The 25,597-nt window shown below is 72.5% G+C and carries 22 protein-coding genes; 14 read left to right on the forward strand and 8 right to left on the reverse strand.

Translation table 11 applies throughout. The annotated features are described in order from the left end of the window. Together I847_RS23895 and I847_RS0114640 are read left to right on the forward strand one after the other, a co-directional pair. On the forward strand, positions 1 to 348 hold a 348-nt coding region (locus I847_RS23895), incomplete at its 5' end, for a hypothetical protein (RefSeq protein ID WP_034610457.1). A 14-nt stretch (positions 349 to 362) separates the two neighbouring features. Further along, entirely contained in the window at positions 363 to 2,276 is a 1,914-nt protein-coding gene (locus I847_RS0114640; RefSeq protein ID WP_081680973.1) for an FHA domain-containing protein, read from the forward strand. Between the two features lie 5 nt (positions 2,277 to 2,281). Here I847_RS0114640 and I847_RS0114645 read toward each other — a convergent pair whose 3' ends face one another. Further along, entirely contained in the window at positions 2,282 to 3,289 is a 1,008-nt protein-coding gene (locus I847_RS0114645) for a hypothetical protein (RefSeq protein WP_196804579.1), read from the reverse strand. Between the two features lie 194 nt (positions 3,290 to 3,483). On the opposite strand from I847_RS0114645, the gene I847_RS0114650 reads away from it, so the two are divergent. Continuing rightward, the gene (locus tag I847_RS0114650) at positions 3,484 to 4,857 is read left to right on the forward strand and encodes an aminotransferase class V-fold PLP-dependent enzyme (RefSeq protein ID WP_028050295.1); all 1,374 of its coding nucleotides are present in this window, start codon (positions 3,484 to 3,486) and stop codon (positions 4,855 to 4,857) included. Between the two features lie 43 nt (positions 4,858 to 4,900). On the opposite strand, the gene I847_RS25775 is transcribed toward I847_RS0114650, so the two are convergent. Next, positions 4,901 to 5,929, reverse strand: coding sequence for a DUF4349 domain-containing protein (locus tag I847_RS25775; protein WP_051274931.1), 1,029 nt, complete (start codon positions 5,927 to 5,929; stop codon positions 4,901 to 4,903). A gap of 153 nt (positions 5,930 to 6,082) precedes the next feature. Then, the gene (locus I847_RS0114660; protein WP_155856165.1) at positions 6,083 to 6,931 is read right to left on the reverse strand and encodes a DNA-3-methyladenine glycosylase; all 849 of its coding nucleotides are present in this window, start codon (positions 6,929 to 6,931) and stop codon (positions 6,083 to 6,085) included. 318 nt (positions 6,932 to 7,249) lie between these two features. On the opposite strand from I847_RS0114660, the gene I847_RS23905 reads away from it, so the two are divergent. Then, entirely contained in the window at positions 7,250 to 8,590 is a 1,341-nt protein-coding gene (locus tag I847_RS23905) for a mechanosensitive ion channel family protein (protein WP_051274932.1), read from the forward strand. Further along, positions 8,587 to 9,216 carry a uridine kinase gene (locus tag I847_RS0114670; RefSeq protein ID WP_028050297.1) on the forward strand — a complete coding sequence of 210 codons (630 nt, stop codon included), beginning with the start codon at positions 8,587 to 8,589 and terminating at the stop codon, positions 9,214 to 9,216. Before I847_RS23905 ends, I847_RS0114670 begins: the two co-directional genes overlap by 4 nt. Here I847_RS0114670 and I847_RS0114675 read toward each other — a convergent pair. Further along, positions 9,197 to 10,165 carry a YafY family protein gene (locus tag I847_RS0114675; protein WP_028050298.1) on the reverse strand — a complete coding sequence of 323 codons (969 nt, stop codon included), beginning with the start codon at positions 10,163 to 10,165 and terminating at the stop codon, positions 9,197 to 9,199. The two genes, I847_RS0114670 and I847_RS0114675, sit on opposite strands and share 20 nt — an antisense overlap. Before the next feature lie 87 nt (positions 10,166 to 10,252). On the opposite strand from I847_RS0114675, the gene I847_RS0114680 reads away from it, so the two are divergent. From I847_RS0114680 to I847_RS0114705, 6 genes are all read left to right on the forward strand, one after another. Continuing rightward, entirely contained in the window at positions 10,253 to 11,245 is a 993-nt protein-coding gene (locus I847_RS0114680; protein WP_028050299.1) for an ATP-binding cassette domain-containing protein, read from the forward strand. After that, positions 11,242 to 12,051, forward strand: a complete 810-nt coding sequence (locus I847_RS0114685) for an ABC transporter permease (protein WP_028050300.1) — start codon at positions 11,242 to 11,244, stop codon at positions 12,049 to 12,051. The genes I847_RS0114680 and I847_RS0114685 overlap by 4 nt, the downstream gene beginning before the upstream one ends. 81 nt (positions 12,052 to 12,132) lie before the next feature. Next, on the forward strand, positions 12,133 to 12,666 hold the full coding sequence (locus I847_RS0114690; RefSeq protein WP_034610460.1) for a methylated-DNA--[protein]-cysteine S-methyltransferase: 534 nt from the start codon (positions 12,133 to 12,135) through the stop codon (positions 12,664 to 12,666). A 37-nt stretch (positions 12,667 to 12,703) separates the two neighbouring features. After that, complete coding sequence (locus tag I847_RS23910) at positions 12,704 to 13,768, forward strand: NAD-dependent epimerase/dehydratase family protein (protein WP_051274933.1); 1,065 nt, start codon at positions 12,704 to 12,706, stop codon at positions 13,766 to 13,768. After that, positions 13,761 to 14,267: a thioredoxin domain-containing protein gene (locus I847_RS0114700; protein ID WP_028050302.1), complete on the forward strand. Its 507-nt coding sequence runs from the start codon at positions 13,761 to 13,763 to the stop codon at positions 14,265 to 14,267. The genes I847_RS23910 and I847_RS0114700 overlap by 8 nt, the downstream gene beginning before the upstream one ends. After that, positions 14,264 to 15,061 (forward strand): SDR family oxidoreductase, encoded by a 798-nt coding sequence (locus I847_RS0114705; RefSeq protein ID WP_028050303.1) that lies wholly within the window; start codon positions 14,264 to 14,266, stop codon positions 15,059 to 15,061. The genes I847_RS0114700 and I847_RS0114705 overlap by 4 nt, the downstream gene beginning before the upstream one ends. Positions 15,062 to 15,406: 345 nt before the next feature. Here I847_RS0114705 and nhaA read toward each other — a convergent pair whose 3' ends face one another. From nhaA to I847_RS0114725, 4 genes are all read right to left on the reverse strand, one after another. After that, positions 15,407 to 16,786, reverse strand: a complete 1,380-nt coding sequence (nhaA, locus tag I847_RS0114710; RefSeq protein ID WP_028050304.1) for a Na+/H+ antiporter NhaA — start codon at positions 16,784 to 16,786, stop codon at positions 15,407 to 15,409. Between the two features lie 42 nt (positions 16,787 to 16,828). Continuing rightward, a complete protein-coding gene (ppk2, locus tag I847_RS0114715) occupies positions 16,829 to 17,677 on the reverse strand; it encodes a polyphosphate kinase 2 (RefSeq protein WP_028050305.1) in 849 nt (282 codons plus the stop codon). A gap of 112 nt (positions 17,678 to 17,789) precedes the next feature. Next, positions 17,790 to 19,313 (reverse strand): sodium:solute symporter family protein, encoded by a 1,524-nt coding sequence (locus I847_RS0114720; protein ID WP_028050306.1) that lies wholly within the window; start codon positions 19,311 to 19,313, stop codon positions 17,790 to 17,792. A 285-nt stretch (positions 19,314 to 19,598) separates the two neighbouring features. Then, a complete protein-coding gene (locus I847_RS0114725) occupies positions 19,599 to 20,237 on the reverse strand; it encodes a TetR/AcrR family transcriptional regulator (protein ID WP_028050307.1) in 639 nt (212 codons plus the stop codon). Between the two features lie 144 nt (positions 20,238 to 20,381). Here I847_RS0114725 and I847_RS0114730 point away from each other — a divergent pair, with 144 nt between their 5' ends. The 3 genes from I847_RS0114730 to uca are packed head-to-tail and all read left to right on the forward strand — an operon-like array spanning position 20,382 to position 25,449. Beyond that, a complete protein-coding gene (locus I847_RS0114730; RefSeq protein WP_196804580.1) occupies positions 20,382 to 21,227 on the forward strand; it encodes an urea amidolyase associated protein UAAP1 in 846 nt (281 codons plus the stop codon). Beyond that, entirely contained in the window at positions 21,224 to 21,859 is a 636-nt protein-coding gene (locus tag I847_RS23915; RefSeq protein ID WP_034610463.1) for an urea amidolyase associated protein UAAP2, read from the forward strand. Before I847_RS0114730 ends, I847_RS23915 begins: the two co-directional genes overlap by 4 nt. After that, positions 21,856 to 25,449: an urea carboxylase gene (gene uca, locus I847_RS0114740; protein ID WP_028050309.1), complete on the forward strand. Its 3,594-nt coding sequence runs from the start codon at positions 21,856 to 21,858 to the stop codon at positions 25,447 to 25,449. Before I847_RS23915 ends, uca begins: the two co-directional genes overlap by 4 nt. The last annotated feature ends 148 nt before the right edge of the window (positions 25,450 to 25,597 follow it).

Consider the following 25,597-nt stretch of genomic DNA (forward strand, 5'->3'; position numbering starts at 1 on the left):
GGGGGTGGTTCGGTGGTCGGTGGGTCGGGTCAGGGGTGGTCGTTGGAGGGGGGTTCGGCGGTCTCGGACGCGATCATCGGGGGTGGTTCGGTGGTCGGTGGGTCGGGTCAGGGGTGGTCGTTGGAGGGCGGTTCGGCGGTCTCCGACGCGATCATCGGGGCCGCTTCTGTCCAGAGCGGGCCGACGAGCATTGGCCTGTACGACGCGATCGCGAGGGCGAGCATCACGCACCCCGAGCTCCGGGGGCTGTACCGCCAGATGCTGTTCGCCGATTCCGTGAAGAACACGCTCTCCGACCTTCCGAACGGCTGGGGCCTGCAAGTCCTCGGCAGTTCGTACCCCTTCTGAGAGGGGTGGCTGACATGGGCGCTCCAGGCGCGGTGGTCGTGACGTGGGACGACGGGCACGTCCGTGTCCCCGCAGGCGCCGGACCGGTGACGATCGGGCGCGACCCGTCGAGCTCCGTGGTCCTCACCTCGTCGTCGGTGTCCCGCGCTCATGCGCTGCTCACCGCCGACGAGCACGGGTGGTCGTTCCGCGACCGCGGCTCCGCGCAGGGCAGCTACATCGACGGGATGCGGGTCGGTGAGGCCCGGCTCGGGCCGTCGACGGTGGTCACGCTCGGTCGCGGGTCGGGTGCGGTGGCCGTGCAGCTGCAGGTCGAGGTTCCGGCGTCGAGCGGGCCTCTGCCCCTGCGCGAACAGCTGGGGCTCGAGACGTCCCTCGACGAGGGCACCGAGGTCGCCGGCCTCGCGCCGGCGCGCGCGACCGTCGTCGGCCAGCTGCCACCGCGGGCAACGCTGACGGTGCGCGTCGCGGGGCAGCCTGACGTCGTGGTGTCCGACGGCGTCGGCGCGACGTTGGGTCGTGAGGTCGGCAACGACGTCGTCCTCGCCGGGCGCAGCGTGTCCCGCCGGCACGGGCGCATAGAGCGCGAGGCCGACGCCTGGGTCTACACCGACCTGTCGTCGTCGGGCGGTTCCTGGTCGAACGGGTCGCGGGTCGAGCGGCTCCTCGTGTCGGAGGCGTCGTCGGTGCGGCTCGGCGACCCGGACAGCGGCGTGCTGGTGCAGCTGCTGCCGGACGGCGCCGCCGGACCAGGTGTGCGTCGGCCGTCGAGACGACTCGTCGACCGTGTGCCCCGGTCCGCACTCGTGGCGGCGACCGTCGTGCTGGCGCTGGTCGTCGTGGGGACGGTCGTCGCCGTGACCCGAGGCAGCAGCGTGAGCACCGACGACCTCGCGCGCGCCACGGTGCAGATCTCCTACGACGAAGGGTCGGGGTCGGGCACGGTCATCGACGCCCGGCGCGGACTGATCCTGACGAACGCGCACGTGGCGGAGCCCCAGGCTGCCGGCCAGGCGCTGCTCTACGACAGGTTGCAGCCCGACGTCCGGGACAACTCGAAGCAGCTCGTCGTCAGCATCGCCGAGAGCGCCGGCTCGAACGCGGAACCGCGCTTCGTGGCCGACGTCGTCGCCGTGGACGGATACCTGGACCTCGCGGTCGTCAAGATCCTCCGGACGCTGTCCGGGGCGACGGTCCGCCCGAAGGACCTGCAGGGCCTGACGGCGGTGGACCTCGGCGACTCCGACGCCGTCACCTCCGAGGACGAGGTCCGGATCTTCGGCTACCCGGGCGCCTCGCAGTCGTCGGCGCCGACCGCCACCCGCGGCGTCGTCGCCGGGGTGGTCAACGACGACCGTCTCGGGCTCGACCGCGGGTTCCTGAACGTCGACGCCGAGATCTCACCCGGCAACTCGGGAGGCCTGGCGGCCGACCTGGAGGGACGGATCATCGGGGTGCCGACGCTCCTGCGGGCCGACCGGATCGGGTCGCTGCGTCCGATCGCGCTGGCCGCGCCACTGATCGCGGCGGCACGAGCGGACAAGAAGTACGTCTCGCCGTACGTGACCCCCGAGCTGGACGCCGCCGCTGAGATCACCGACGTCGGGTTGGTCGCCGCCGACTCGGCAGGGGCGGTGACAGGTGGTTGTACCGATCCCGGTGACACGGGTGCGGTTGCGATCGGATTCACCTACACGGGCTTCCCCGGCGGGGACGAGCACATCGATCTCGCGGTCGAGCTGGTCGGTGCCGACGGGCGGCTGTGGGCGAGCTCGTCGCCGCCGTTCCCCCAACCGCTGGGTGCCGACGGATGCTTCACGGCGACGTTCGACGGGCTGGAGAGCGGCACCTACGACATCCTCGTCGGCGCGGGACCGTTCCTGGAGATCCTGTACGCGGACAAGCACGCCAAGGTGACCGTCGACTGAGGTGTTCAGCGCGTCGAGGTGAGGTGCCGCGCCCGTCGGGGCTCGGGGATGCCGGTGTCCGCGCGGGCCGGGATCCGACGCTCGAGCTCGTCGGCGACGGCTCGCCAGCACCTCTCGGCCTGCCGGAGGTAGGCGGTCACGTCCTCCGGGCCGACGTGGCCGATCGTGCCCACGCCGTCGGCGGCGTCGAGCGCGTCGAAGCCGCGCTCGATCGCCTGCTTCGAGGCCCAGTAGCTCGTCGCGTCCCGTGCGGCAGCCGGCGTCACCAGCTCGAGCGCCGCCGCTGCGTCCTCGAACAGCGACCGGACCAGAGCGATCGCGTGCGGCCGCTCGCCCAGTGACATCTGGCCGGCCGCGACGGCCACGGCGCTCACGATCGTCGACCCGGCCAGGTGCTCGACCGTCTCCCGCAGCGCGTCGGGGCGGACCTGGATCTGGAGCAGGAGCGCGACGGTCCTGCCGAGCAGGGTCTCGTTGCGGGCCCGGCTGACCCGCTGCCGCTCGGCGGCGTCGCGAGCCTCGTCCTCGGCCCGCAGCGCGTCTGCCAGCGCCTCGCGCTCGCGTCGCTCGGTCTCCTGGCGGGCCGCCGTGACGTGCCGGGACACGATCTCCGTCGCGGCCCGGACATGGCGGGCGCTCTCGGCCTGCGCCTTGAGCACGACGTCGGTGGCGCACTGGTTGACAGGGGACGCGTACCCGGAGTCGGTGTAGCCGAAGAGGGCGACCCGGTGCTCCTCGGCGTACAGCACCGCGACCTTGGTGAACCCGGCGCGCGAGTAGAAGACGGCGACGGTCGCGCCGGCCGCCGCGCGCAGGCGCTCGATGTCGGATCGTTCGACGGGGCTGCGCTGGTGCTCGACGCGTCCGGAGAAGTCGTCACCGACGAGGTCGAGGCTGTTGTCGATCTGCGTCTGGGGGTCGAGATTGACCCGCACGTCCACGAACGCGAGGACGGTGCGGGCGTGGCGCTCGGCGAAGTGCTCGGCATCTCGCCACTGCGGGTTCTTCGTCACCTGGACCACTCCACCTCCAGCCGTCGTCGTGGGCGCCCGGTCGACAACTCGAGGCTAGGGGGGTGAACAGTCCGAGCACGCGGTCCGTTGGGGTGACCCACGGCAGGACAAATCGTCGGCACGGTCCCACGGATCGGGCGAATCGCCCAGCCTCGGGCCGTGGCGTCCCTCCTTCGTGGTGGCAAGGTGGGGGGATGACCGCAGGCTGGCCGCAGTTCGAGCCTGCTCTCGGGCGCGCGACGGAGCACGCCCGGGAGTGGCTCGCGTCTCTGCGCGAGCGGCCGGTGCATCCGCGGGCCCGCGAGGAGCTGAGCTTCGGCGGTCCGCTGCCGGACGGCCCGACCGATGCGGCTCTCGTGGTCGACGAGCTCGCCGCCGGGATCGAGCCGGGGTTGATGGCCATGCCGTCGGGACGGTTCTTCGGGTGGGTGATCGGCGGCTCGCACCCGGCCGCGCTGGCCGCGGACTGGCTCACGAGCGCGTGGGACCAGAACACCGCGATGCGGTACGCGACACCTGGCACGGTCGCCGTGGAGGACGCGGCGGCCGCGTGGCTGCTCGAGCTGCTCGGGTTGCCCGCCACGGCGGACGTCGGGTTCGTGACCGGGGCGGCGATGGCGAACTTCACCGGGTTGGCGGCCGGCCGCCAGCAGGTGCTGTCCGACGTCGGCTGGGACCTGAATCGCGACGGGCTGGCGGGCGGGCCGCGGGTCCGGGTGCTCGTCGGCGAGGAACGGCACGGCACGCTCGACCTGGCGCTGCGGTACCTCGGCCTGGGGGCGCCGGAACCTGTGGCCGCGGACGACCAGGGGCGACTGGTCCTCGACGATCTCGAGCGGGCCCTCGCCGCCGGCGACGGCCCGACGATCGTGTGCCTGCAGGCCGGCAACCTGCACTCCGGGGCGTTCGACCCGTTGGCGGGCGCCATCGAGCTGGCGCACGCGCACGGAGCCTGGGTGCACGTCGACGGTGCGTTCGGGCTGTGGGCCGCGGCGTCACCACGGCTGCGACACCTGACCGAGGGGCTGGCGGGTGCCGACTCCTGGGCGACCGACGCCCACAAGACGCTCAACGTGCCGTACGACTGCGGCGTCGCCGTCGTCGCCCGGCGCGAGCCCCTGCGGCGCGCCTTCGGCATGCAGGCGGAGTACTTCGCTGCCTTCGCGGGCGAGAGCGACCCTCACGACAAGGTTCCCGAGCTGTCGCGACGAGCGCGCGGGGTGTCGGTCTGGGCGGCGCTGCGCTCGCTGGGCCGGTCCGGGGTCGAGGACCTGGTGGACCGGCTCGTCCTGCGCGCGCAGCAGATCGCCGACGGCCTCGCGGCGATCGACGGCGCCGAGATCGTGAACGAGGTGGTGTTCACCCAGGTCAGCGTCGCGTTCGGTTCCGACGAGCGGACCCGGCGCGTGGGCGAGGCGCTCATCGCGGACGGCGGCACGTGGATGTCGGGGTCGCACTGGCAGGGTCGCGACATCCTTCGCGTGTCGGTGAGCAACTGGTCGACGGACGAGGAGGACGTCGCGCGCTCCCTCGAGGCGGTGCGTCGGGCGGTCGCCGTGGCGGGCTGAGTCCGGCGCTCTCACCGGAGCGCGACAGCCGCGACGCGCGGGCTCACTCCCCGTCCGGGTCGTGCACGGGCGGGGCTGCGGGGGGCTGCCCGGGGAAGGGTCCGGCAGACCCGACCGGTGCGCCGACACCGAGCGGGACCCGCTGGTACGCCTGTGGCTGCGGTGCCGGCTGCACGCGGGGGTGCGCCCGACGGTACCGGCGGACGAGGACGGCGATCCCCCAGGCGAGCAGACCACCGAGGACGAGCCACGGGAGCAGGACACCGAGCACGATCACCAGAGCCTCGACCACCGTGACCAGGGAGCTCCACCCGGCGGCGACCCCGTCGAAGAACGAGTCCGGACCGGAGGTCTTCTGTGCCGGCGCGAGGGCGGGACCGTAGAGCGCGATCGTCAGGGTCGACAGGGACACCTGCTCCGCCAGCCGCGCTCGCTCGCTCTTGAGCTGCTCCAGGTTGGTCTGCCGGTCGGACAGTGCGCTCTCTGCGGCGATGACGTCGGCGCTCGTCGTGGCCTTGTTCAGGAGGTCCTCCATGCGGGCCACCGAGATCTCCAGGCCGTGGATGCGGGCGTCGAGATCCTGCGCCGCGCCCGTCACGTCCTGGGCGTCGAGCTTGATCTCGTCGACCGTGCCGAGCGTGCGGAGCTCGTCGAGCGCACCGCTGACCTCGCTGGCCGGAAGCCGGATCGTGAGCTCGGCCGTGCCGACGTCCTGCGACGTCGCCGCGTGCTCGGTGCGGTCGTCGACGCGGCCGCCGGCCTTCTCCGTGAGCGTGACGATCGCCGCGGCGGTCTTCTGCGGGCTGTCGACGGTCATCCGGACGTCGCCGGTCTGGATGACCTGGCGCTGGTCGTCGGCCGCGGAGGCCGCGAACTCGTCACCCGACTTCGCGCCCGTGTCGTCGACCGCGGCCCCGGCGGGGGCGTCCTGCGGCGCGCTGCTGTCGTTGGTCCCCGAGTCGCTCGCGCTGCAGCCGGCGAGCAGAGCGCTCAGCGTCAGGACGGCGGCCGCGGCCAGCGCGGCGCCGCGGTGGGAGGTGGTCCGGCTGCGGTGACTCGTCGTCGACGTCATGGCGTGAACGTAGGCGATACGCGGTCGGCGTGGTTCCGGACGGGGGCAATCGTGATCGAGGGTGGCCCGAACTGCTGCAATCGTGACCGGGCCGTAGCGGTTCGGTTGCCGGACGCGCGCGCGACCTGCACGGACGCCGGGGCGCGCGACGCCTCACACCGCGTACGCACGGGCGGTCCACAGGTGGACCGCAGCGAACGCCCGCCACGGGCGCCACGGCGCAGCGGCGACGGCCACCGCGCGCGCGTCGTCGAGCCGCAGCATCCGTCGGAGCACCAGATCGCCGGTGGGCAGCGCATCCCGGTCCCCGAGCACCCGCAGGGCCAGGTAGTCGACGGTCCACGCGCCGATCCCGGGCAGCGACAGCAGCCGCGCGCGGACGTCGTCGGCCTCCGTACCGACGAGATCGGGCTGGAGCCGGAGCCCGTCGGCGCAGGCGACCGCCAGTGCGTGCACCGTCCGGGCACGCGCGTGCGTGATGCGGACGACGCGCTGCAGGTCCGCCGGGTCCACCGACGCGAGCCTGCTCGCCGACGGGTAGACGATCAGGCCCTCCGGACCGGGCGAGCCGTAGGCGGCCGCGAGACGACCCCCGAAGACGCGCGCGGCGCCGAGCGAGACCTGCTGACCGAGCACCGTGGTGACCGCGGCCTCGAAGCCGTCCGGGTGCCCGAGGATCCGCAGCGACGGTCGCACGGACACCAGCGGACCGAGGACGGGGTCGTCGGCGAAGGCGGCCGTGACCGGGCCGAGGTCGTCCGCCAGCCCGAACCACCGATCGGCCAGGCTCTCGAGCGCTGCGGGTGATCCCGTCGACGACCGCACCGTGACGCAGTCAGGAGCCAGCCGCGCCTCGACCACCGCCGGCTCTCCGTCGAGGGTCACCATCCGTCGAACGGTGTCGGCGGTGACCAGCTCGACCCCGGGCACGGCGTGCGCGACGAGCGAAGCGACCGCGGGGGCAGGGTCGAACGGGCGTCGGACGGTCACGGTCCTGGTCACGGACAGCAACGCTAGCCGTCCGGCTCTTTGCACGTTCGATGACGTTGCATGGTGCAGTTGCGGCAGAACCGTGGCAGGGAGAGAATCGATGCAGCCAACCTCCTGACGTTCTAGGAGGCTGGCTGGAGGAAGGTCTGAACCGCGTTGCAGAGGGCCGCGGCGAGAGCCGGGCCGCCCGTCAGGGTCCAGGGAGCGCGCCAAGCCTCGTGCCGGCGAGACGCCTCTCCGACAGGCCCCGTCTCCGGTCACGGAGACGGGGCCTCTCTAGCGTCTGTGCCCGAATGGCGAGGTCTGCCTACGCTGTGGCGCGTGCCCCTGATGCCCTTCGCGCAGCCAGCCGCCACCGACGTCGGCCATGACGTCCAAGGCGTCGTCGTCCCGGTGCTCGCGGTCCTTGCCGCGATCGTCGTCGCCTACATGCTGGCGACGCTCGTCGCCGTGCTGGTGAGCAGGGTCGCGCGCAGGTCCGCGACCGCCGCGGACCTGAGTCGCCGCCTCCGTCGTCCGCTGCGCGCCGTGCTGCTGGTCATCGCGATCTGGGTCGCGCTGCGACTGAGCACCGATCCGGCCAGGTGGACGGTGCAGGTCGAGCACCTGCTGCTGATCGCCCTGATCATCGCCGTGACCTGGCTGATTGGTGGCCTCGCGTTCGTGCTCGAGGACGCCGCCGTCCACCGGTACCGCATCGACGTCGCCGACAACCGGCACGCCCGACGCGTCCGCACGCAGGTGCAGGTGCTGCGCCGGATCACCGTGGCGATCCTCGTGGTCTGCGCGACCGCCGGGATCCTCCTGACCTTCCCGTCCGCCCGCGCGCTCGGCGCGAGCCTGCTGGCGTCGGCGGGTCTGATCTCGATCGTCGCCGGTCTGGCCGCCCAGAGCTCGCTGGCCAACGTGTTCGCCGGGTTGCAGCTGGCGTTCACCGACGCGATCCGGGTCGACGACGTCGTCGTCGTCGACACGCAGTGGGGACGGATCGAGGAGATCACGCTGACCTACGTCGTGCTGCACCTCTGGGACGACCGACGGCTGATCCTGCCGTCCACGTACTTCACGGCGACGCCCTTCGAGAACTGGACGCGACGCGCCGCCGACCTGCTCGGCACGGTCGAGCTCGACCTCGACTGGGAGGTACCGGTCGAGCAGATGCGCGCCGAGCTGGTCCGCCTGCTCGAGCACACCGACCTGTGGGACCGGCGCGTCGGCATCCTGCAGGTGACCGACGCCACGGGTGGGCACGTCCGTGTCCGGGCGCTGGCCAGCGCCGTCGACGCCCCGACCCTGTTCGACCTGCGCTGCTACGTGCGCGAGGGCCTGGTGGCCTGGCTCCAGAACGTGGCGCCGCAGGGGATACCGCGGACGCGGTGGGAGGGCACGGCGCCGGTCCCGGCGGAGACGCGTCGTGCCCGCCGGGAGGAGGCGGCGTCCCGCCCGACCCCGGCCCTCCCGCTGCCGGGTGCCTGGTCCGGTACCGACGCCGACAACGGCACGGCCGACGACACGATGACGATCACGACCGGTGGCAACGACGCGCGCCTGTTCACGGGCAGCATCGACGCGCTCGAGCGTTCGCGGCACTTCACCGGGCCGGGGCAGGGCGTGATCGACGAGCGCGAGCAGACCGCGCACGACCACGGCGAGGGCCGACCCCCCGCGTGAGCATCCAGCCCGTCTCCCACGAGGTGCTGGTCGAGCGGGTGGTCTCGGCGACGCTCGCAGCCGGGCCCGGCAGGGTCCGGGTGATCGTCGACGGGGCGCCGCCCACCCGGCCGGGCGCGCTCGCGGACGCCCTCGTCGGCCCCCTTCGAGCCGCGGGCCGCGCGGTGGTGCGCGTGCACGCCGACGACTTCCTACGTCCCGCCTCGCTGCGCTGGGAGTTCGGTCGGTTCGAGCCCGACGCGTACCTGGAGGACCGGCTCGACCTCGGCGCCCTGGGTCGTGAGGTCCTCGGCCGCTTCGTCGAGGAGGGCCGCTACCTGCCGTCGCTGTGGGACGCGTCGGCGGACCGGGCGACGCGCGCACCGTACGCGCCGGCACCCGAGGAGGCGGTGCTGGTCCTCGACGGCAGCCTGCTGCTCGGCCGCTGGCTGGACCACGAGGTCGCCGTGCACCTGACCCTCCGGCCGGCGTCGCTGGCGCGGCGCACCCCGGCCGACGAGCGTTGGACGCTGCCCGCGTTCGCGCGCTACGACGAGGAGATGCTGCCCTCGGCGGTCGCGGACCTCGTCGTGCACGTGGACGACCCGCGGCACCCCGCGCTGGAGGTCACGCGACCGCCGCACTGACCCGTTCCGCGAGCCGCCGCGTCGCGGCGACCAGCTCGGCCGGGCCGACGATGTGCAGCGGCGCACCGAACATCGCCATCTGCGCCGCGAGCCCGTCCCACGACCACGACGACAGGACGACCCGGCACCGCCGCGCCGAGACCGCCTCGACCAGCCCGTCACGGCCGGCCCACCGGGCCACCTCCTCGGCGGGTCGATCGATCAGAGCCTCGCCGCGGATGGCGGAGCGCCAGGGGGAGATCGATGCGAACCGCTCGGCGACGAAGGTCGCGACGTCCGCGTCCGGCAGCGCACGGGGTGCGAACCGGGGCCCGGCCGGCGTCTTCGGGGTCATCCGGTCCACGCGGTACGTGCGCCAGTCCGAGCGGTCCAGGTCGTACCCGACGAGGTACCAGCGGTCGCCCCACGTGACCAGGTGGTGCGCCTCCGCACGGCGCGGGATTCCGAGCGGGTTCTCGGTGCCGCCCGCGTAGTCGAAACGGAGCACCTCGCGGGCCCGCACGGCGCTGCCGAGAATGATCAGCGTCTCGGCGTCGACCGACGGGCGCTTCCGCGTCGAGGCCCGGCTCACGCTCGTGATCTGCAGGGCCTCCGCGGCCGACCGCAACCGTGCGGGCATCACCTGGCGCAGCGTCGCCAGCGCGCGCACGGCGGCCTCGTCGACCCCGGCGACCCCGGTCGACGCGGTCTGCAGCGCGACGACCAGGGCGACGGCCTGCTCGTCGTCGAGAAGCAGGGGCGGCATGTGCGTTCCGGGCTCGAGCCGGTAGCCGCCGTCCGGACCTTTGGAGGCGTGCACCGGATAGCCGAGGTCCCGTAGCCGGTCGACGTCGCGGCGCACCGTGCGCGGGCTGACGCCGAGCCGGTCGGCGAGCACGTCGCCAGGCCAGTCCCGGCGCGTCTGGAGCAGCGACAGGAGCGCGAGCAGGCGGGAGGACGGCGTGGACATGACGTCAGGATGCCACGCAGTAGCGGACAGGATCTGACCGCTACCTCGGGAAGAGTCGTCTCGTACCCCTCCCGGAAGGAAGAGCTGATGATCCAGACCCGAGGACTGACCAAGGTGTTCGAGGTGAGCAAGACGCAGACCGTGCACGCCGTGCGCGGGATCGACCTCGACATCGCGCCCGGCGAGCTCGTCGCGGTGCTCGGCCCGAACGGCGCCGGCAAGACGACGACCATGCGGATGCTCACGACGCTCGTGCGGCCCACCGCCGGCACCGCGGTCGTGGCGGGTGTCGACGTGGTGCGGGACCCCGCCACGGTGCGGCGGCACATCGGCTACGTCGGCCAGGGCAACGGCGCCGGCCACACCCAGCGCGGTGTCGACGAGCTGTTCTCCCAGGGGCTGATCTACGGCCTCGACCGTCCCTCCGCGCGGCGGCGCGCGCACGAGCTGGTCGATGCCCTCGACCTGTCCGCGCACGCCACCCGCAAGGTCAGCGAGCTGTCCGGCGGCCAGCGGCGCCGCCTCGACGTCGCGCTCGGCCTGGTCCACGCGCCGCAGCTGCTGTTCCTCGACGAGCCGAGCACCGGCCTCGACCCGCAGAACCGCGCGAATCTCTGGGACCACATCCTGCGGCTGCGCGCGGAGCACGAGATGACCATCATGCTCACCACGCACTACCTCGACGAAGCCGACACCATGGCCGAGCGGGTCGTCGTCGTGGACCACGGTCAGGTCATCGCCGACGACACCGCCGACGGCCTCAAGCGCACGCTCGCCGGAGATCGGGTGGTGCTCACGACCACCGGGTCGGCGGCCGTCGTCGCGGGGCTGCTGGCGCACGTCCCCGGTGCACGGGACGTCGTCGTGGACGGCGCGCGCGTCGAAGCCCGCGTGGCTGACGCGGGAACCGCCGTCCCGGAACTCGTGATCGCGGCGTCGCGGGCGGGCGCGCCGCTGCTCGAGGCGCTCGCGGTCCGACCGACCCTCGACGACGTCTTCCTGGCGCTGACCGGCCGCTCCTTGCGCGACGAGCAGGCCTCTTCTTCCTCCGACGAGATCGAAGGGCGGGACGCAGCATGAGCACGCTGACACTCGAGACCCCCGTTCGGGCGGTTCCGACCTCCTCCAGGCGTCCCTGGTTCTCGGACGTCTGGCTCGTCATGACCCGCGAGCTGCGGCCCGTGGTCCGCGAACCGTTCTCGGTGGTCTTCGGCCTGATCCAGCCGCTGGTCTTCCTCGCGCTGTTCGGCCCGCTGCTCGCCGGCTCCACCGACCTGCCGTCGGCCGACGTCTGGCAGTGGTTCGTCCCCGCGATCCTCGTGATGACCACCCTCTTCGGCACGTCGATCACCGGCTCGAACCTGCAGACGGACATGCAGACGGGTGCCCACGAGCGGCTGCTGGTCACGCCGCTGTCGCGGTCGTCGCAGCTGGTCGGGCGCTCGCTCAAGGAGATCGTGCCGCTGGTTGCCCAGGCGCTCGTCGTGATCGTGGTCATGCTGCCGTTCGGGTTCCGCGCCGACCCCGTCGGCGCCGTGGTGGGTCTGGCCATGCTGGCGGTGCTGGGCGTCGGGCTCGGGTCGCTCAGCTACGCGCTGGCCATCGCCGTCCGAAAGCAGGAGTGGATGTTCTGGGCCGTCCAGCAGACCGTCCTGTTCCCGCTGCTGATCCTGTCGGGGATGCTGCTGCCCATCGAGTCCGGTCCCCAGTGGATGAAGGTCGCGTCTGCGTTCGACCCGCTGCGCTGGGTGGTCGAGGCCGAGCGCGCCCTGTTCGCGGGTGACCTGACCGTGTCGGCCGTGGCGTGGGGCTGGGTCGCCGCCGTCCTCACCGCCGTCGTCGGGCTCGTCGTCGGGGTGCGCACGCTCCTGCGGTCCGCCGACTGACCTCACGTTCCGTGCCCGTCGCGCGTCTTCCTCTCGAGGGCGCGCGACGGGCGTGTCGGAGGGAGGGTCCAGGATGGACGCATGCTTGTCGACGAGACCGGCACCGCTGTGAGCGCCACCGCTGTGACCCACACCGTGGTGACCACGCCGCTCGGGCCGACCACGCTGGTCGCGCACGACGGCAGGCTGAGCGCGTTGCTGATGCCGAGCTCGAAGTACGCCGAGGTACAGGGTCCGTTCGGGGAGCGCGACGACGACGGTTTCGGCGAGGTCCGCACCCAGCTCGACGAGTACTTCGCCGGCAGGCGGACCGCGTTCGACCTCCCGCTGGCGCTGGTCGGCACCCCGTTCCAGGTGCGGGTGTGGGAGGGGTTGCTGGCGATCCCCTACGGGCAGACGTGGTCCTACGGCCAGGTCGCCGAGTCGATCGGCCTCGACCCGCGCACGTCGTCGCGGGCGGTCGGCGCGGCCAACGGCCGGAACCGGATCGCCGTCGTCGTCCCCTGCCACCGCGTCATCGGCGCGAACGGCACGCTGACGGGGTTCGCGGCGGGCCTCGACCGCAAGCGGTTCCTCCTGGAGCTCGAGGAGGGGACGCCCGATCTGCTCTTCTGACCTGCGCCGCCCGGGATGACCTGGAAAAGTCGTCGGCATGAGAGTCGTCGTCGTCGGGGCCAGCGGGAACGTCGGAACCGCCGTGCTGCGCCGGTTCTCCGGCGACCCGAGCGTCACGTCGGTGGTGGCGGTCGCGCGCCGCATCCCGTCGCACGACCCCGGGCCGCCCTACGACGTGGCGCAGTGGGTGTCCGTCGACGTGCGCGGCCCGTCGGCGGTGGACCAGCTGACCAGCGCGTTCGCGGGTGCGGACTCCGTGGTGCACCTCGCCTGGGCGATCCAGCCGAGCCACCGCCGCGGCTACCTCCACGAGGTCAACGTCACCGGCACGAGGAACGTCGTGGACGCCTGCCGACGTGCCGGTGTCCGGCACCTGGTGGTCGCCTCGTCCGTGGGCGCCTACTCGCCCGCCCCCGACGACGTGCCGCGTAGCGAGGGCTGGGCCACGGACGGCGTGCCCTCCTCGTCGTACAGCGTCGACAAGACGGAGGTCGAACGACTGCTCGACGACGTCTCGGACCTTTCCGTCGCCCGGCTGCGCACCGCCCTGGTCTTCCAGCGCCCCGCGGGCCAGGAGATCGCGCGGTACTTCCTCGGCCCGTGGGCGCCCAAGCGCGCGCTCCGCGGGCATCTCCCCGCACTTCCCTGGCCGACAGGTCTGCGCCTGCAGACCGTGCACGCGAGCGATGTCGCCGCCGCCTACCGCGAGGCGGTGGTCCGGCGCGTGCAGGGGCCGTTCAACATCGCCGGCCCGGGCGTCCTGCGCGGGCAGGACGTCGCGGACGTCGTCGCTCGGGGGCGCGTGCGCGAGGTCCCGCCCGGCGCGGTCCGGCCACTCCTGACCGCCGCGTGGCACGGTCGTGCCGTGCCCGTGGGCCCGGGCTGGCTGGACATGGCGCTCGCCGCCCCGCTGCTGGACACGACGCGCGCCGTTCGCGAGCTGGACTTCCGATCGCAGTGGTCGGCGGTCGAGTCTCTGCGCGACCTGGTCGACGGGATCGGGACCGGCGCCGGCACCGCCAGTCCGCCGCTGCGGCCGCGCCACCGGCGCTCGTCGAGGTCGACCGCCCCCCGCCGTGAGGCATCCTCGACCCATGGCTGACGAGTTTCCCGCGGAACGGCACGTGTACGGCCGGCTCGACGCCCCGGTGACGATCCTCGAGTTCGGGGACCTCGAGTGCCCGTACTGCCGGGCGGCGGCGGGACCGCTCAAGGAGCTCGTCGACTCCTCCGACGGGCGGGTCCGCCTGGTCTGGCGGCACTTCCCGCTGTTCGAGGTGCACCCGTACGCGCTGTCGGCGGCGCTCGCCGCCGAGGTGGCCGGGCGGCACGGGAAGTTCTGGGAGATGCACGACGCCCTGCTCGCCGAGCAGTCCCGGTTGACCGAGCCCGACCTGCGGCGTGCGGCGGAGGCGATGGGCATCGATCCGGCCGAGGTCGTCGGCGATCGGGCTCAGGCGCTGGCGCCCGCGGTGCAGGGCGACTACACCGCGGGGATCGAGCTGGGCGTCCGGGGGACGCCCGCCATCTACGTCGACGGCACGTACTTCCACGGCAAGGTGACGTTGGCGCGGTTGCGAGAGGCGGTGGATGCGGCGTGAGCGTCCTGCGGACGGCGATGGTCACGGGCGCCGGGCGGGGGATCGGCCGCGGGATCGCCCTCGGGCTCGCGCAGGCCGGGTACCGGGTCGCCCTGGTCGGCCGGACACGGGCGCACCTGGACTCCGTGGCCGACGAGATCGGCGGGTCGGCGTTCGTGGCGGCGGCCGACCTCATCGACCCGACCGAGGTCGACGACGCCGTCGTGCGGGCCGAGGACGAGCTGGGCGGCATCGGGCTGCTGGTCAACAACGCGGGCGTGATCGAGCGTTCGTCGACGGACTTCGTCGAGGACGACGTCGAGGACTCCTGGCGCGTGATCGAGGCGAACGTGCGCGGACCGCTGCTGGTGACGCACGCGGTGCTGCCGGGGATGCTCGCGCGGGGGAGCGGGCGCGTGGTCAACCTCAACTCCGGCGCCGGCCACCGCGCGATGACCGAGTACACCGGCTACGCGATCAGCAAGGGCGCGCTCGCGCGGTTCACCACCCAGCTCGACGCGCAGTACCGCGACCGGGGGCTGCGGGTGATCGACCTGGCACCCGGGCACGTCGAGACCCAGATGACGACGGCCATGCCGATGCACGCGGGCCGGACGCAGTGGACGCCCGTCGAGGCGGTCGCGGAGCTGGTACGCGCGTTCGGCGACGGGGAGCTCGACGCGCTCTCCGGGCGCTTCGTGCGCGCCGGCACGGACACGGTCTCGTCGCTGCAGGCCGCCACCGCCCAGATCCTCGCCGCCGATGCCCGCACCCTGAGCCTGAGCCGCTACGGCGACGACGACCCGATCGGCTGACCCCGCGGAGCTTCGGGCACGCTGCCGACCGGGTCAGCCGACCGCCGCGTCCGGCCCGCCACGTGTAGCGGCGCGCGGCGTCCGGACCTAGCGCCACGTGTAGCGGCGCGCGGCGTCCGGACCTAGCGCCACGTGTAGCGGCGCGCGTCGTCCGGACCTAGCGCCACCTGGGACGGGAGCAGCCGCGTGTGACGCTTCGAGCGCCCACAGGCGTCACATCCGTCCCGTGCGTCCCGGGTGCCGCTACCTCGACACGCCGGGACCGCGCACTCGGCTCGTCCCGACGATCACCAGGACGTCATTGCGGCCTTCGAGAGCGTTCGTGAACGAGTCCCGGAGCAGGCGCTACGTCGCCGGCGCGGTCCACGGCAGCGGGGGAAGGGCCGGCGGGGGACCGTCGCCGGTGGGGGAGCACAGCGGCAGCCGCTCACCGAGCCACCGCAGCAGGATCGACCCGATGACGGCGGCGGTCAGCGACCCGGCGAGGATGCCGATCTTGGCGTTGTCGAGCATCGTCCGGTCGTCGAAGGCGAGCTCCGCGATGAACAGGGAGATGGTGAACCCGATGCCGGCGAGCACGGCGCCGCCGAGCAGGTGGCCCCAGCGGACGCGGCCGGGCAGCTCGCCGAGACCGAACCGCAGGGCGATCGTCGAGGCGCCGGTGATGCCGACCGCGTTCCCCAGGACGAGCGCGACCGCGACGCCGATGGCGAGACGCGAGTGAGCGGCGGCGCTCAGTGAGTCGCTGTCCAGCACGATCCCGGCGTTGGCCAGGCCGAACAGCGGCACGACGACGAACGCGCTCCACGGGTGCAGGATGCGCTGCAGCCGGTCGTTCGTCGGGACCGCCGCCCGCGCCGCGAGCTCCGCCAGGTGCTCACGGTCGGCCGTCGGCGCGACGATGAGGTCGCGCCCGTATCCGGCGACCTCCTCGACGACCTCCCGCTCTGCCGGCCGTGCGGGGACGAGCAGCCCGATGATCACGCCGGCCAACGTCGCGTGCACCCCTGAGGCCTGGACCGCGAACCACAGCGCGATGCCCGCCAGGACGTAGGGCGCGAGCTGCCAGACCTTGAGCCAGCGCATGACGACGACGCCGAGCACGATCGCCGCCGCGAGCGCGAGGGCCATGCCGTCGATGTCGGACGTGTAGAAGACCGACATCACGGTGATCGCGCCGATGTCGTCGACGATCGCGAGCGTGAGCAGGAAGAGCCGGAGCCGGTCGGGGCACTTGGGCCCGAAGAGGGCGAGGATGCCGACCAGGAACGCGGTGTCGGTCGACATCACGACGCCCCAGCCGTGGGCCGCGTCGGTACCGCCGTTGAACGCCAGGTAGATGAGGATCGGGACGAGCAGCCCGCCCAGCGCGCCGAGCGCCGGGACCGCGACGGTCCGCTTGTCACGCAGGTCGCCGGTGGTCGCCTCGCGGCTGATCTCGAGGCCGACGACGAGGAAGAAGATCGCCATCGCGGCGTCGTTGACCCACCCGTGCAGGTCGAGCTCGACGCCCCAGGTGCCGACGTGGAACCCGGCGGTCGTCGCCCAGAACGACTCGTACGCGTCGGACCACGGCGAGTTCGCCCAGACCAGCGCGACGATCGTGGCAGCCAGGAGGTAGATCGCACTGCCGGCCTCGTTGGTCAGGAAGTCCTTGACCGTCGGCTGCAGCCCGGGAAGCGACACCCGCAGAGAGGGGCCGGGGCTCGTGGAGGTCGCCGACATGCGCACCAAACTCGCAGGTCGGCGACCTCGGCGCAACGGCTCCTAGAAGTCCTTCTCGGGGTCCCCGCGCAGTGCCGCGACGTGGTCGGGGACGTAGGACGACAGCTCGCGCGGTGGTCGGACGTACCCGGTCGAGGACGGCGGCCGGTCGGGCAGGACGATCTGCTCCTCGTGCGGCACGTCGGTGTACGGGATCGTGGACAGCAGGTGGCTGATCATGTTGAGGCGGGCGTGCTTCTTGATGTCCGACTCGACGACGTACCAGGGACTGGTGGGCACGTCGGTGTGCACGAGCATCTCGTCCTTGGCGCGGGAGTACTCCTCCCAGCGGCTGATGGACTCGAGGTCCATCGGGCTCAGCTTCCACTGGCGCACGGGGTCGTCCAGGCGTGACCGGAAACGCCGGAGCTGTTCGGTGTCGGAGACCGAGAACCAGTACTTGCGCAGCAGGATGCCGTCCTCGATGAGCATCTGCTCGAAGATCGGCGTCTGGCGCATGAACCGGCTGTACTCCTGCGGCGTGCAGAACCCCATGACCTTCTCGACCCCGGCCCGGTTGTACCAGGAGCGGTCGAACAGGACCATCTCTCCCGCTGCCGGCAGCTGCGCCACGTACCGCTGGTAGTACCACTGGCTCTTCTCGCGCTCGGTCGGCGTCGGGAGCGCTGCGACGCGCGCGACGCGCGGGCTGAGGTACTCGGTGATGCGCTTGATCGTTCCGCCCTTGCCCGCGGCGTCGCGTCCCTCGAACACGACCACGATCCGCGCACCCGTCGTCCTGGCCCACTGCTGCACCTTCGACAGCTCGGCCTGGAGGCGGAAGAGCTCGGCCTCGTAGACGTCGTTGGGGATCTTGCCCTTCTTGTCCTTCTTGTGAGATTTCTTCGCCATGTGCCGACGGTAGCGGGTGGACGTATCGAGCGAACGTCCAACGGTGTCGCCGCACCTCCCACGTCCAGCCGCGCGGCTCCGAGGAGGAGCCGGGCGGCTGGACGAGCGGAGCTCAGCCGGCCGTCGCGGGCTCGGCGCCGACGGGCTCCGCGATCGTCTCGTCGGGCATGCCGTCGGCGATCGACCACGCCTCCTCGCTCACCGTGCGCGGCCAGACCGCTGCCGCGACCAGGTAGGCGATCAGCGACGCAGCGAACGCGTAGAAGGTCGGCCAGCCGTCGAACGACGGGTCGATCCACGAGTTCTCGATGTACCAGACGTCGTTCGGCACACCGTAGATCGTCGGCGTCAGCACGAAGAGCACGAGCCGCACGCCGACGCCGAACACGAGGGCGGCGACCGCCGCGCGCGTCCCGCCGCGCTTCCAGAACAACCCGAGGATGAACGGCACGAGCAGCCCGGCCAGCATCAGGTCGAACGCGAGGGTGAGCAGGATGCCGGTCTGCGCGACCTTCAGTGCGATGGCGATGCCGAGCAGCACGATCGGGATCATGGCGACCCGGGTCCAGAGCAGCAGGGGATCGCGGACGCCCTCTTCCTTGACCGACGCGACGCGCCGGACGCCGAAGATGTTGCGGACTGCCACGGCGGAGGTGGCCAGGATTGCCCCGGAGGCGGTCGAGAACGACGCCGCGACGATGCCTGACAGGACGAGGATCGTCAGGCCGGAGGGTGCGTAGTCGTCGAGGAGCTGGAAGAGGATCGGTCCGTCGTCGGTGGTCAGGCCGAGCACCGACGATGCCGACAGGGCGACCATCGCGAACGCCACACCGATGATCGCGGTCCCCGCGGCGCCCGTGAAGCACGACTTCTGCGCGGTCTGCGGGTTGCGGGCGGCGAAGATGCGCTGCATGAAGTCGATGGCGACGATGTCGCCGATGCCGAGCGCGACGAGCGTCGCCCAGTTGATCGGGGCGCCGGCGCTGGTCTGGGTCAGCTGCTCGACGTCGAACGGACCCATGCCGTCGGCCACGTGGAACCCGTAGGTCATGCCGAACCAGACGACCAGCGACGCGGTGGCGGCGATCGTGATGACGATCTGGATCGCGGCCGTGTAGGCGTCGGAGAACATCCCGCCGCCGATCGTGTAGCAGAGCACGAGGCCCACCGCGATCAGCACACCGGCCGTGTAGTTGATGCCGAGGAACCGCTCGAGCAGGAACCCGCACGCCACGAGGTTTCCTGCCATGAGGATGGCGAAGGCGAAGATCATGAACACCGACGACGCCACCTCGACCCCACGTCCGTACCGCAGCCGGTAGAAGTCGGCCAGCGTGAAGAGCTTCATGCGGTTCATCGGTTTGGCCAGGAACAGGCCGGTGAGGAGCAGGCAGATGGCGAGTCCGATCGCGAGGGACGCGCCGGCCCAGAAGCCGAACGATGCCGAGAGGTCGGTGTTACCGACCGTGGCGTTCGAGTCGACGGCGGCGGCCATCAGGGAGGCCGCGACGAGCGGGACGCCCAGGCGGCGGCCCGCGACGAGGTAGTTGGCGCTGTCGCCGTCGACCTTGCGGGCGACGACGATCCCGACGATGACGACGGCCAGGACGGTGAGACCGACTCCGGTGATGATCATGGGGGCTCCGGGAGGAAGGCCTGCGGACGCAGGCGTGGGCCAGCAGGTCGGGGCGGTGGAGAACGATCCGGCCGGAGTTTCTGTCGGCCGACAGGTTCATTGACCACCCGGCCTGTGTCAGATCCGCTGCGCGCACGAAACGCTTGTGTTAAATCGGCTGCTGCAGCTCGTGTGACGGGGGATTCAGAGGATTCGCCGCGGAAAGGGCGGCAGATCTTCTGAATCCCGGGCGGAGGGCCGGGCGGACCGACGGGCGGACGGTCGCCCGGGGTCGGACGCTGAGGGTCAGACGCGGACAGGGAGAGTGCGGGCGAACGCGACCTCGGTCGGCGTGCAGCCGACGAGCCGCAGGACCCCGTCGGCGACCGTGTCCTGCACTGTGGCGACGTCGAGGTCGGGGGTGTCCCGGCGGCGCAGGATCACCGACTCGACGAGCCCGAGCACGAGCTCGCCGCGGTCGGAGGAGTCGTCGTCGGACGCCGCGTCCGCCAGCTCGCTGTACCGGGCGCGCAGCCGCGAGCGCAGCGCGTGGAACTCCGCGAACTGCTCCCCGGCCACCTCCGGCAGGACGTAGAGGACGCCGAGGTTCACGGGCCCGGCGGTCAGCAGCCCCACGTCGGCATGGGCCAGCGCTCGCAGCCGAGCAGCCGGCGGCTCCGCGCCGGCGGCCAGGGCGTCGGCGAGGTCGAGCGACGGGCGCACGGTGCCGAGCAGGAGCTCGAGCAGGATCGCGTCCTTGCCGGGGAAGTGGTGGTAGATCGAGGCCTGCCGGACCCCGGCGGCATCGGCGATCGCCCGGGTGCTGGTCGACGTGAAGCCGACGGTGCAGAACAGGGCCGCGGCGGCGTCTAGCACGTCTCGACGGGTGTCGCGCTCACCGTCGGGATCGCCGCTCGCGCGGGGTCGACCGGGTCTGCGTGCCATGGCGAGCCGACGCTACCACCGAGCCCGGAGCCCGACGTTCGCGCCGGTGCACGGGTCCGTAACAGGAGGTTTACCTCGCGGTGATCGCCGCGGAACACCCGGGTCCGAGCCTGTTTCTGTCAGCCGACAGAAACAGAGGACGCGATGACCGCCATCACCACCGGGACCACCGCCGGCGCGCGCGAGCACGCCCGGGCGCAGGAGGCCGCCGCCGTCGGCACGGTCGCGACGATGCCGACCAGGCCCGCGAACAGCTGGCCGTCACCGCCCACCGAGATCGACGCGCAGGCGCTCGTGCACGCCGAGGTCGTGGCGGGCGGCGGCTACGCGCACCTGGTCGTCGCGCGCGGCACCCACATCCGGCTCACGGACCTGCAGGGCGACGCGTGTGCGCATCTCCTCGCCTACCGCCTGGACCGGCCGTGGGAGCGGCTCAACGTCGCCGACACCGTCAAGGTCCAGTGGCAGGTCTACCTCACGGCCGGCCACCTGCTGCTCAGCGACCAGGGCCGCGTGCTCGCGAGCATCGTCGGCGACTCGTCGGCACACCAGGACGCGCTCTACGGGACCACGACCCGGGCCCGCAACGACGAGCGCTACGGCGACGGCAGCGCCCAGGGCCCGACGCCGGCTGGTCGCGAGCTGTTGGCGCTCGCGGCCGCCAAGCACGACCTGTCCCGACGAGACCTGCCGCCGAGCATCTCCTTCTTCCAGGGCGTACGGATCGACGACGAGGGTCATCCGGTGTTCGAGGGCTCTGCCGGACCGGGTGCCGCCGTCACGCTGCGCGCCGAGGTGCCGTTGCTCCTGCTCGTCGCCAACACAGCGCATCCGCTCGATCCGCGCGAGTTCGTGAGCACGCCGCTCGAGGTCCTGGCGTGGCGCGGTGAGCCGACCACCCCCGCAGATCCGCTCTGGAACGCCACACCGGAGGGGCGCCGCGCCTTCGTCAACACTCGGGAAGACCTCACCGCACGGGGGATCGCATGACCACGCTCCTGGACGACGTCGTCCCCGCCCGCGCACCCTGGTCGGCGGTGGTCCGCCAGGGCGACGTGCTCACGATCGTCGACCTCGGTGGCAACCAGGCTGTCGACTTCCTCGTCTTCGACGCCGCCGACACGTCCCTGCGGTACAGCGCGCCCGACACCATCCAGGGTCAGGACTCGGTCTTCCTGACGACGGGATCGATCCTGCGCGACTGCGAGTACGGACCGCTGATGACCGTCGTCGCCGACGAGGTCGGTCGCCACGACACCCTCGGCGGCGCGTGCTCCAAGGAGTCGAACACCCTGCGCTACGGCAACCAGACGTGGGCTCAGCACGCCTGCGTCGAGAACTTCCTCGCCGAGGGCGGACGACACGGCCTGGGCAAGCGCGACCTGGTGTCCAACATCAACTGGTACATGAACGTGCCGGTCGACGCCGACGGCGCCCTCGGCATCGTCGACGGCATCTCCGCGCCGGGCCTGTCCGTGTCGCTGCGGGCGGAGCGCGACGTGCTGGTGGTCGTGAGCAACTGCCCCCAGATCAACAACCCGTGCAACGGCTTCGATCCGACGCCGGTGCGGTTGGTCGTGACTGGACCGCAAGCACGCACCGACGAGCAGGCACAGCCATGAGCGGTTTCGACACTCTCCTCGTCGCGAACCGTGGCGAGATCGCCGTCCGGATCCTGCGCACCGCCAAGGAGCTCGGGCTGCGCACGGTCGCGGTCTACTCGGACGCCGACGCGGGCGCCCCGCACGTCCACCTCGCCGACGTCGCTGTTCGCCTCGGCCCGGCGCCGGCCGCGCAGTCGTACCTGCGCTCGGACCTCATCCTCGAGGCCGGCCTCGCGCAGGGTGCCGGCGCGATCCACCCGGGCTACGGCTTCCTGTCCGAGAACGCCGCGTTCGCCCGTGCTGCCGAAGCGGCGGGCATCGCGTTCGTGGGTCCGACCCCGGCGCAGCTCGAGCTGTTCGGGTCGAAGCACACGGCGCGGGACGCCGCTCGGGCGGTCGACATGCCGATGCTCGCCGGCACCGGCCTCCTCGACACCGTTGAGGAGGCTGCCGCGGCCGCGGAGCAGATCGGCTACCCCGTGATGCTCAAGGCCACGGCGGGCGGCGGCGGCATCGGCATGCGCGCGTGCGCGAACGCCGACGAGCTGGTCGCCGCGTGGGAGGCCGTCCGGCGCACCGCCGGCGCGGCCTTCGGGTCGGCCGGGGTGTACCTCGAGCGGCTGATCACCGCAGCCCGGCACGTCGAGGTGCAGGTGTTCGGCGACGGGCTCGGCCGCGTCGTCACGCTCGGCGACCGGGACTGCTCCCTGCAGCGTCGCCACCAGAAGGTCGTGGAGGAGGCACCCGCGCCCGGGCTTCCCGACGAGGTCCGCGCGCTCGTCGCGTCCAGCGCGCGCACGCTCGCGGAGTCTGTCGACTACCGGTCAGCGGGCACCGTCGAGTTCGTCTACGACGCCGAGCGGCAGGAGGCGGCGTTCCTCGAGGTCAACACCCGCCTGCAGGTCGAGCACCCGGTGACGGAGGCGGTGTTCGGCGTCGACCTGGTCGGCTGGATGATCCGACTGGCGCAGGGAGAGACGTCCGTCGTCGACACCCCGCTGCAGCCGCGCGGTGCAGCCGTCGAGGCCCGCGTCTATGCCGAGAACCCCGACCGCGACCACCTGCCGAGCGCGGGCGCGGTCACGGCGTTCGAGGTCCCCGTCGGCGTCCGAGTCGACACGTGGGTCGAGCCTGGCCTCGAGGTGTCTACCCACTACGACCCCTTGCTGGCCAAGGTGATCACCGCGGGCCCGTCGCGTGCGGACGCCTGGGCGGCGCTCGGTCACGCGCTGGAGGAGACCCGACTGACCGGCATCGCGACGAACCTGGGACTGCTGCGGACGATCGTGCACGCGCCCGAGGTCGCAGCCGCGCAGCACCACACGGGCACCCTGGCGCACCTGCGCGACCAGACGCCGCGCATCGAGGTGCTGCGCCCCGGGATGCTCACGACCGTCCAGGACTGGCCCGGGCGGACAGGTCTGTGGCACGTCGGCATCCCACCGTCGGGGCCGATGGACGACCTGTCCTTCCGCCTCGGCAACACGGCGCTCGGCAACCCCGAGGGCGTGCCGGGCCTGGAGTGCACGATGGCCGGCCCGGAGCTCCGGTTCGTCACCGGGGCGACGGTCATGGTGACGGGTGCTCCGGCCGCAGTCGCCCTGGACGACCGCCCGGTCCCGCAGTGGGAGCCGGTGGAGGTCCCGGCCGGTGGTGTGCTGACCATCGGCGCCCCCGCCGTGGGGATGCGCACCTACCTCCTGGTCAGGGGTGGCCTGGACATCCCGGAGGTGCTCGGATCGGCCGCCACGTTCGACCTGGGCAGGATCGGTGGCGCGACGGGCGTCCCGCTGCGGCCGGGCGACCAGGTGGGGATCGCGCCGGCCGGCCCCGCAGGGGCCCGACCGGTCCGGCTGACCGACCGCCCCTTGATCACCGGCGACTGGCGGATCGGCGCGCTCGAGGGTCCGCACGCAGCACCGGAGTTCTTCACACCGGGGGACGTCGAGGAGTTCTACTCCACCACCTGGTCCGTCCACTTCAACTCGGCGCGCACCGGCGTCCGGCTCGTCGGCCCCAAGCCCACCTGGGCGCGACCCGACGGCGGCGAGGCGGGCCTGCACCCGTCGAACATCCACGACACCCCGTACGCCGTCGGCGCGGTCGACTACACCGGCGACCTGCCGATCCTGCTCGGCCCCGACGGACCGTCCCTCGGCGGCTTCACGTGCCCGGCGACGGTCGCCCTCGGCCAGCTGTGGAAGCTGGGCCAGCTGCGACCGGGCGACGCCGTGACGTTCGTCCCGGTCGACGAGGCGCAGGCTGATGCGCTCAGACGGCGCCCGCAGGCCGTGCCCGCCGCGACCCGGCAGGCCCACGAGGACGGTGGCATCCTCGCCCGCACGGACAGCGACACGGCGGTCACCTACCGCCGCAGCGGCGACGACAACCTGCTCGTCGAGTACGGCGCCATGACCCTCGACCTCGCCTCGCGGATGCGCGTGCACGCCCTGGCGCAGGAGGTCCAGCAGCGAGTGGACCACGACGGGCTTCGCGGCATCGTCGACCTCACACCCGGCATCCGTTCGCTCCAGCTCCACGTCGACCCCGACCGCCTTCCGCTGCGCAAGGCCCTCGATCTCGTCCGCGAGATCGAGGACACGCTGCCGGCCACCACGGACCTCGTCGTGCCGAGCCGCACGGTCCATCTGCCGCTGAGCTGGGACGACCCGGCCACCCGCGAGGCGATCGAGCGCTACATGGCCGGCGTCCGCGACGACGCTCCGTGGTGCCCGTGGAACATCGAGTTCATCCGCCGGATCAACGGGCTGTCGTCCGTCGACGACGTCTATCGCACCGTGTTCGACGCCTCCTACCTCGTGATGGGACTCGGTGACGTCTACCTCGGCGCCCCCGTCGCGACGCCGCTGGACCCGCGCCACCGGCTGGTCACGACGAAGTACAACCCGGCCCGCACCTGGACCCCGCAGAACGCCGTCGGCATCGGCGGCGCCTACTTGTGCATCTACGGCATGGAAGGTCCCGGCGGCTACCAGTTCGTCGGTCGGACCATCCAGGTCTGGGACACCCACGCCCGCCACAGGCCGTTCGAGCCGGGCACGCCGTGGCTGCTGCGGTTCTTCGACACCATCCGCTGGTACCCCGTGGGCGCCGACGAGCTGCTCGACATGCGCGCCGACATGGCCGCCGGTCGCCTCGACGTGGCCATCGATCCGGGCACGTTCTCGATCGCCGAGCACCAGCAGTTCCTGTCCGCGAACGCCCCGTCCATCGAGGCGTTCCGCGCACAGCAGGCCGGCGCGTTCGGCGCCGAGCGCGACGCCTGGGCCGCCGCCGGTGAGTTCGACCGCCGCGCCGACGCGGACCTCCCGCTCGCGGTCGTCGGTGGCGGTGTCGACGTCCCTGACGGCTGCGAGGGCATGGAGGCTCCCTTCGTCGCGACGGTCTTCCGCGTCGACGTCCGCCCCGGCGACACGGTCGAGCGGGGGCAGCAGCTCCTCGCCCTCGAGGCCATGAAGATGGAGGCGCCGGTGACGGCGACCATCGGCGGCACGATCGTCGACGTCGTCGTCACGCCCGGCGACCAGGTCGGCCCGGGCCAGGTCCTGGTCATCGTCGAACCCACCGCGGTGACGACGGCGGCCTGAGCGGGGCTCGTGCTGTTCGTCCGGCGGCGGGACGCCGTGAACCTCACAGTCGCCCCCGGCACCCAGTGCGCGAAAGGTTCCGCACGCGCAACCGGGGACGCAGGTCGACCGAAACACGGCCTCCCTAGCGTTCGGGACGTACCCCACC

Origin of the sequence: Cellulomonas sp. URHD0024 (assembly GCF_000426185.1) — a bacterium.
Lineage (GTDB): Bacteria > Actinomycetota > Actinomycetes > Actinomycetales > Cellulomonadaceae > Cellulomonas.

Excerpts from the sequence above, each read along its gene's own strand:
- I847_RS0114640 (WP_081680973.1), top strand. The coding sequence starts at position 363 with ATGGGCGCTCCAGGCGCGGTGGTCGTGACGTGGGACGACGGGCACGTC.
- I847_RS0114650 (WP_028050295.1), top strand. The coding sequence starts at position 3,484 with ATGACCGCAGGCTGGCCGCAGTTCGAGCCTGCTCTCGGGCGCGCGACG.
- I847_RS25775 (WP_051274931.1), bottom strand. The coding sequence starts at position 5,929 with ATGACGTCGACGACGAGTCACCGCAGCCGGACCACCTCCCACCGCGGC.
- I847_RS23905 (WP_051274932.1), top strand. The coding sequence starts at position 7,250 with ATGCCCTTCGCGCAGCCAGCCGCCACCGACGTCGGCCATGACGTCCAA.
- I847_RS0114675 (WP_028050298.1), bottom strand. The coding sequence starts at position 10,165 with ATGTCCACGCCGTCCTCCCGCCTGCTCGCGCTCCTGTCGCTGCTCCAG.
- I847_RS0114680 (WP_028050299.1), top strand. The coding sequence starts at position 10,253 with ATGATCCAGACCCGAGGACTGACCAAGGTGTTCGAGGTGAGCAAGACG.
- I847_RS0114685 (WP_028050300.1), top strand. The coding sequence starts at position 11,242 with ATGAGCACGCTGACACTCGAGACCCCCGTTCGGGCGGTTCCGACCTCC.
- I847_RS0114690 (WP_034610460.1), top strand. The coding sequence starts at position 12,133 with ATGCTTGTCGACGAGACCGGCACCGCTGTGAGCGCCACCGCTGTGACC.
- I847_RS23910 (WP_051274933.1), top strand. The coding sequence starts at position 12,704 with ATGAGAGTCGTCGTCGTCGGGGCCAGCGGGAACGTCGGAACCGCCGTG.
- I847_RS0114700 (WP_028050302.1), top strand. The coding sequence starts at position 13,761 with ATGGCTGACGAGTTTCCCGCGGAACGGCACGTGTACGGCCGGCTCGAC.
- nhaA (WP_028050304.1), bottom strand. The coding sequence starts at position 16,786 with ATGTCGGCGACCTCCACGAGCCCCGGCCCCTCTCTGCGGGTGTCGCTT.
- ppk2 (WP_028050305.1), bottom strand. The coding sequence starts at position 17,677 with ATGGCGAAGAAATCTCACAAGAAGGACAAGAAGGGCAAGATCCCCAAC.
- I847_RS0114720 (WP_028050306.1), bottom strand. The coding sequence starts at position 19,313 with ATGATCATCACCGGAGTCGGTCTCACCGTCCTGGCCGTCGTCATCGTC.
- I847_RS0114725 (WP_028050307.1), bottom strand. The coding sequence starts at position 20,237 with ATGGCACGCAGACCCGGTCGACCCCGCGCGAGCGGCGATCCCGACGGT.
- I847_RS0114730 (WP_196804580.1), top strand. The coding sequence starts at position 20,382 with ATGACCGCCATCACCACCGGGACCACCGCCGGCGCGCGCGAGCACGCC.
- I847_RS23915 (WP_034610463.1), top strand. The coding sequence starts at position 21,224 with ATGACCACGCTCCTGGACGACGTCGTCCCCGCCCGCGCACCCTGGTCG.
- uca (WP_028050309.1), top strand. The coding sequence starts at position 21,856 with ATGAGCGGTTTCGACACTCTCCTCGTCGCGAACCGTGGCGAGATCGCC.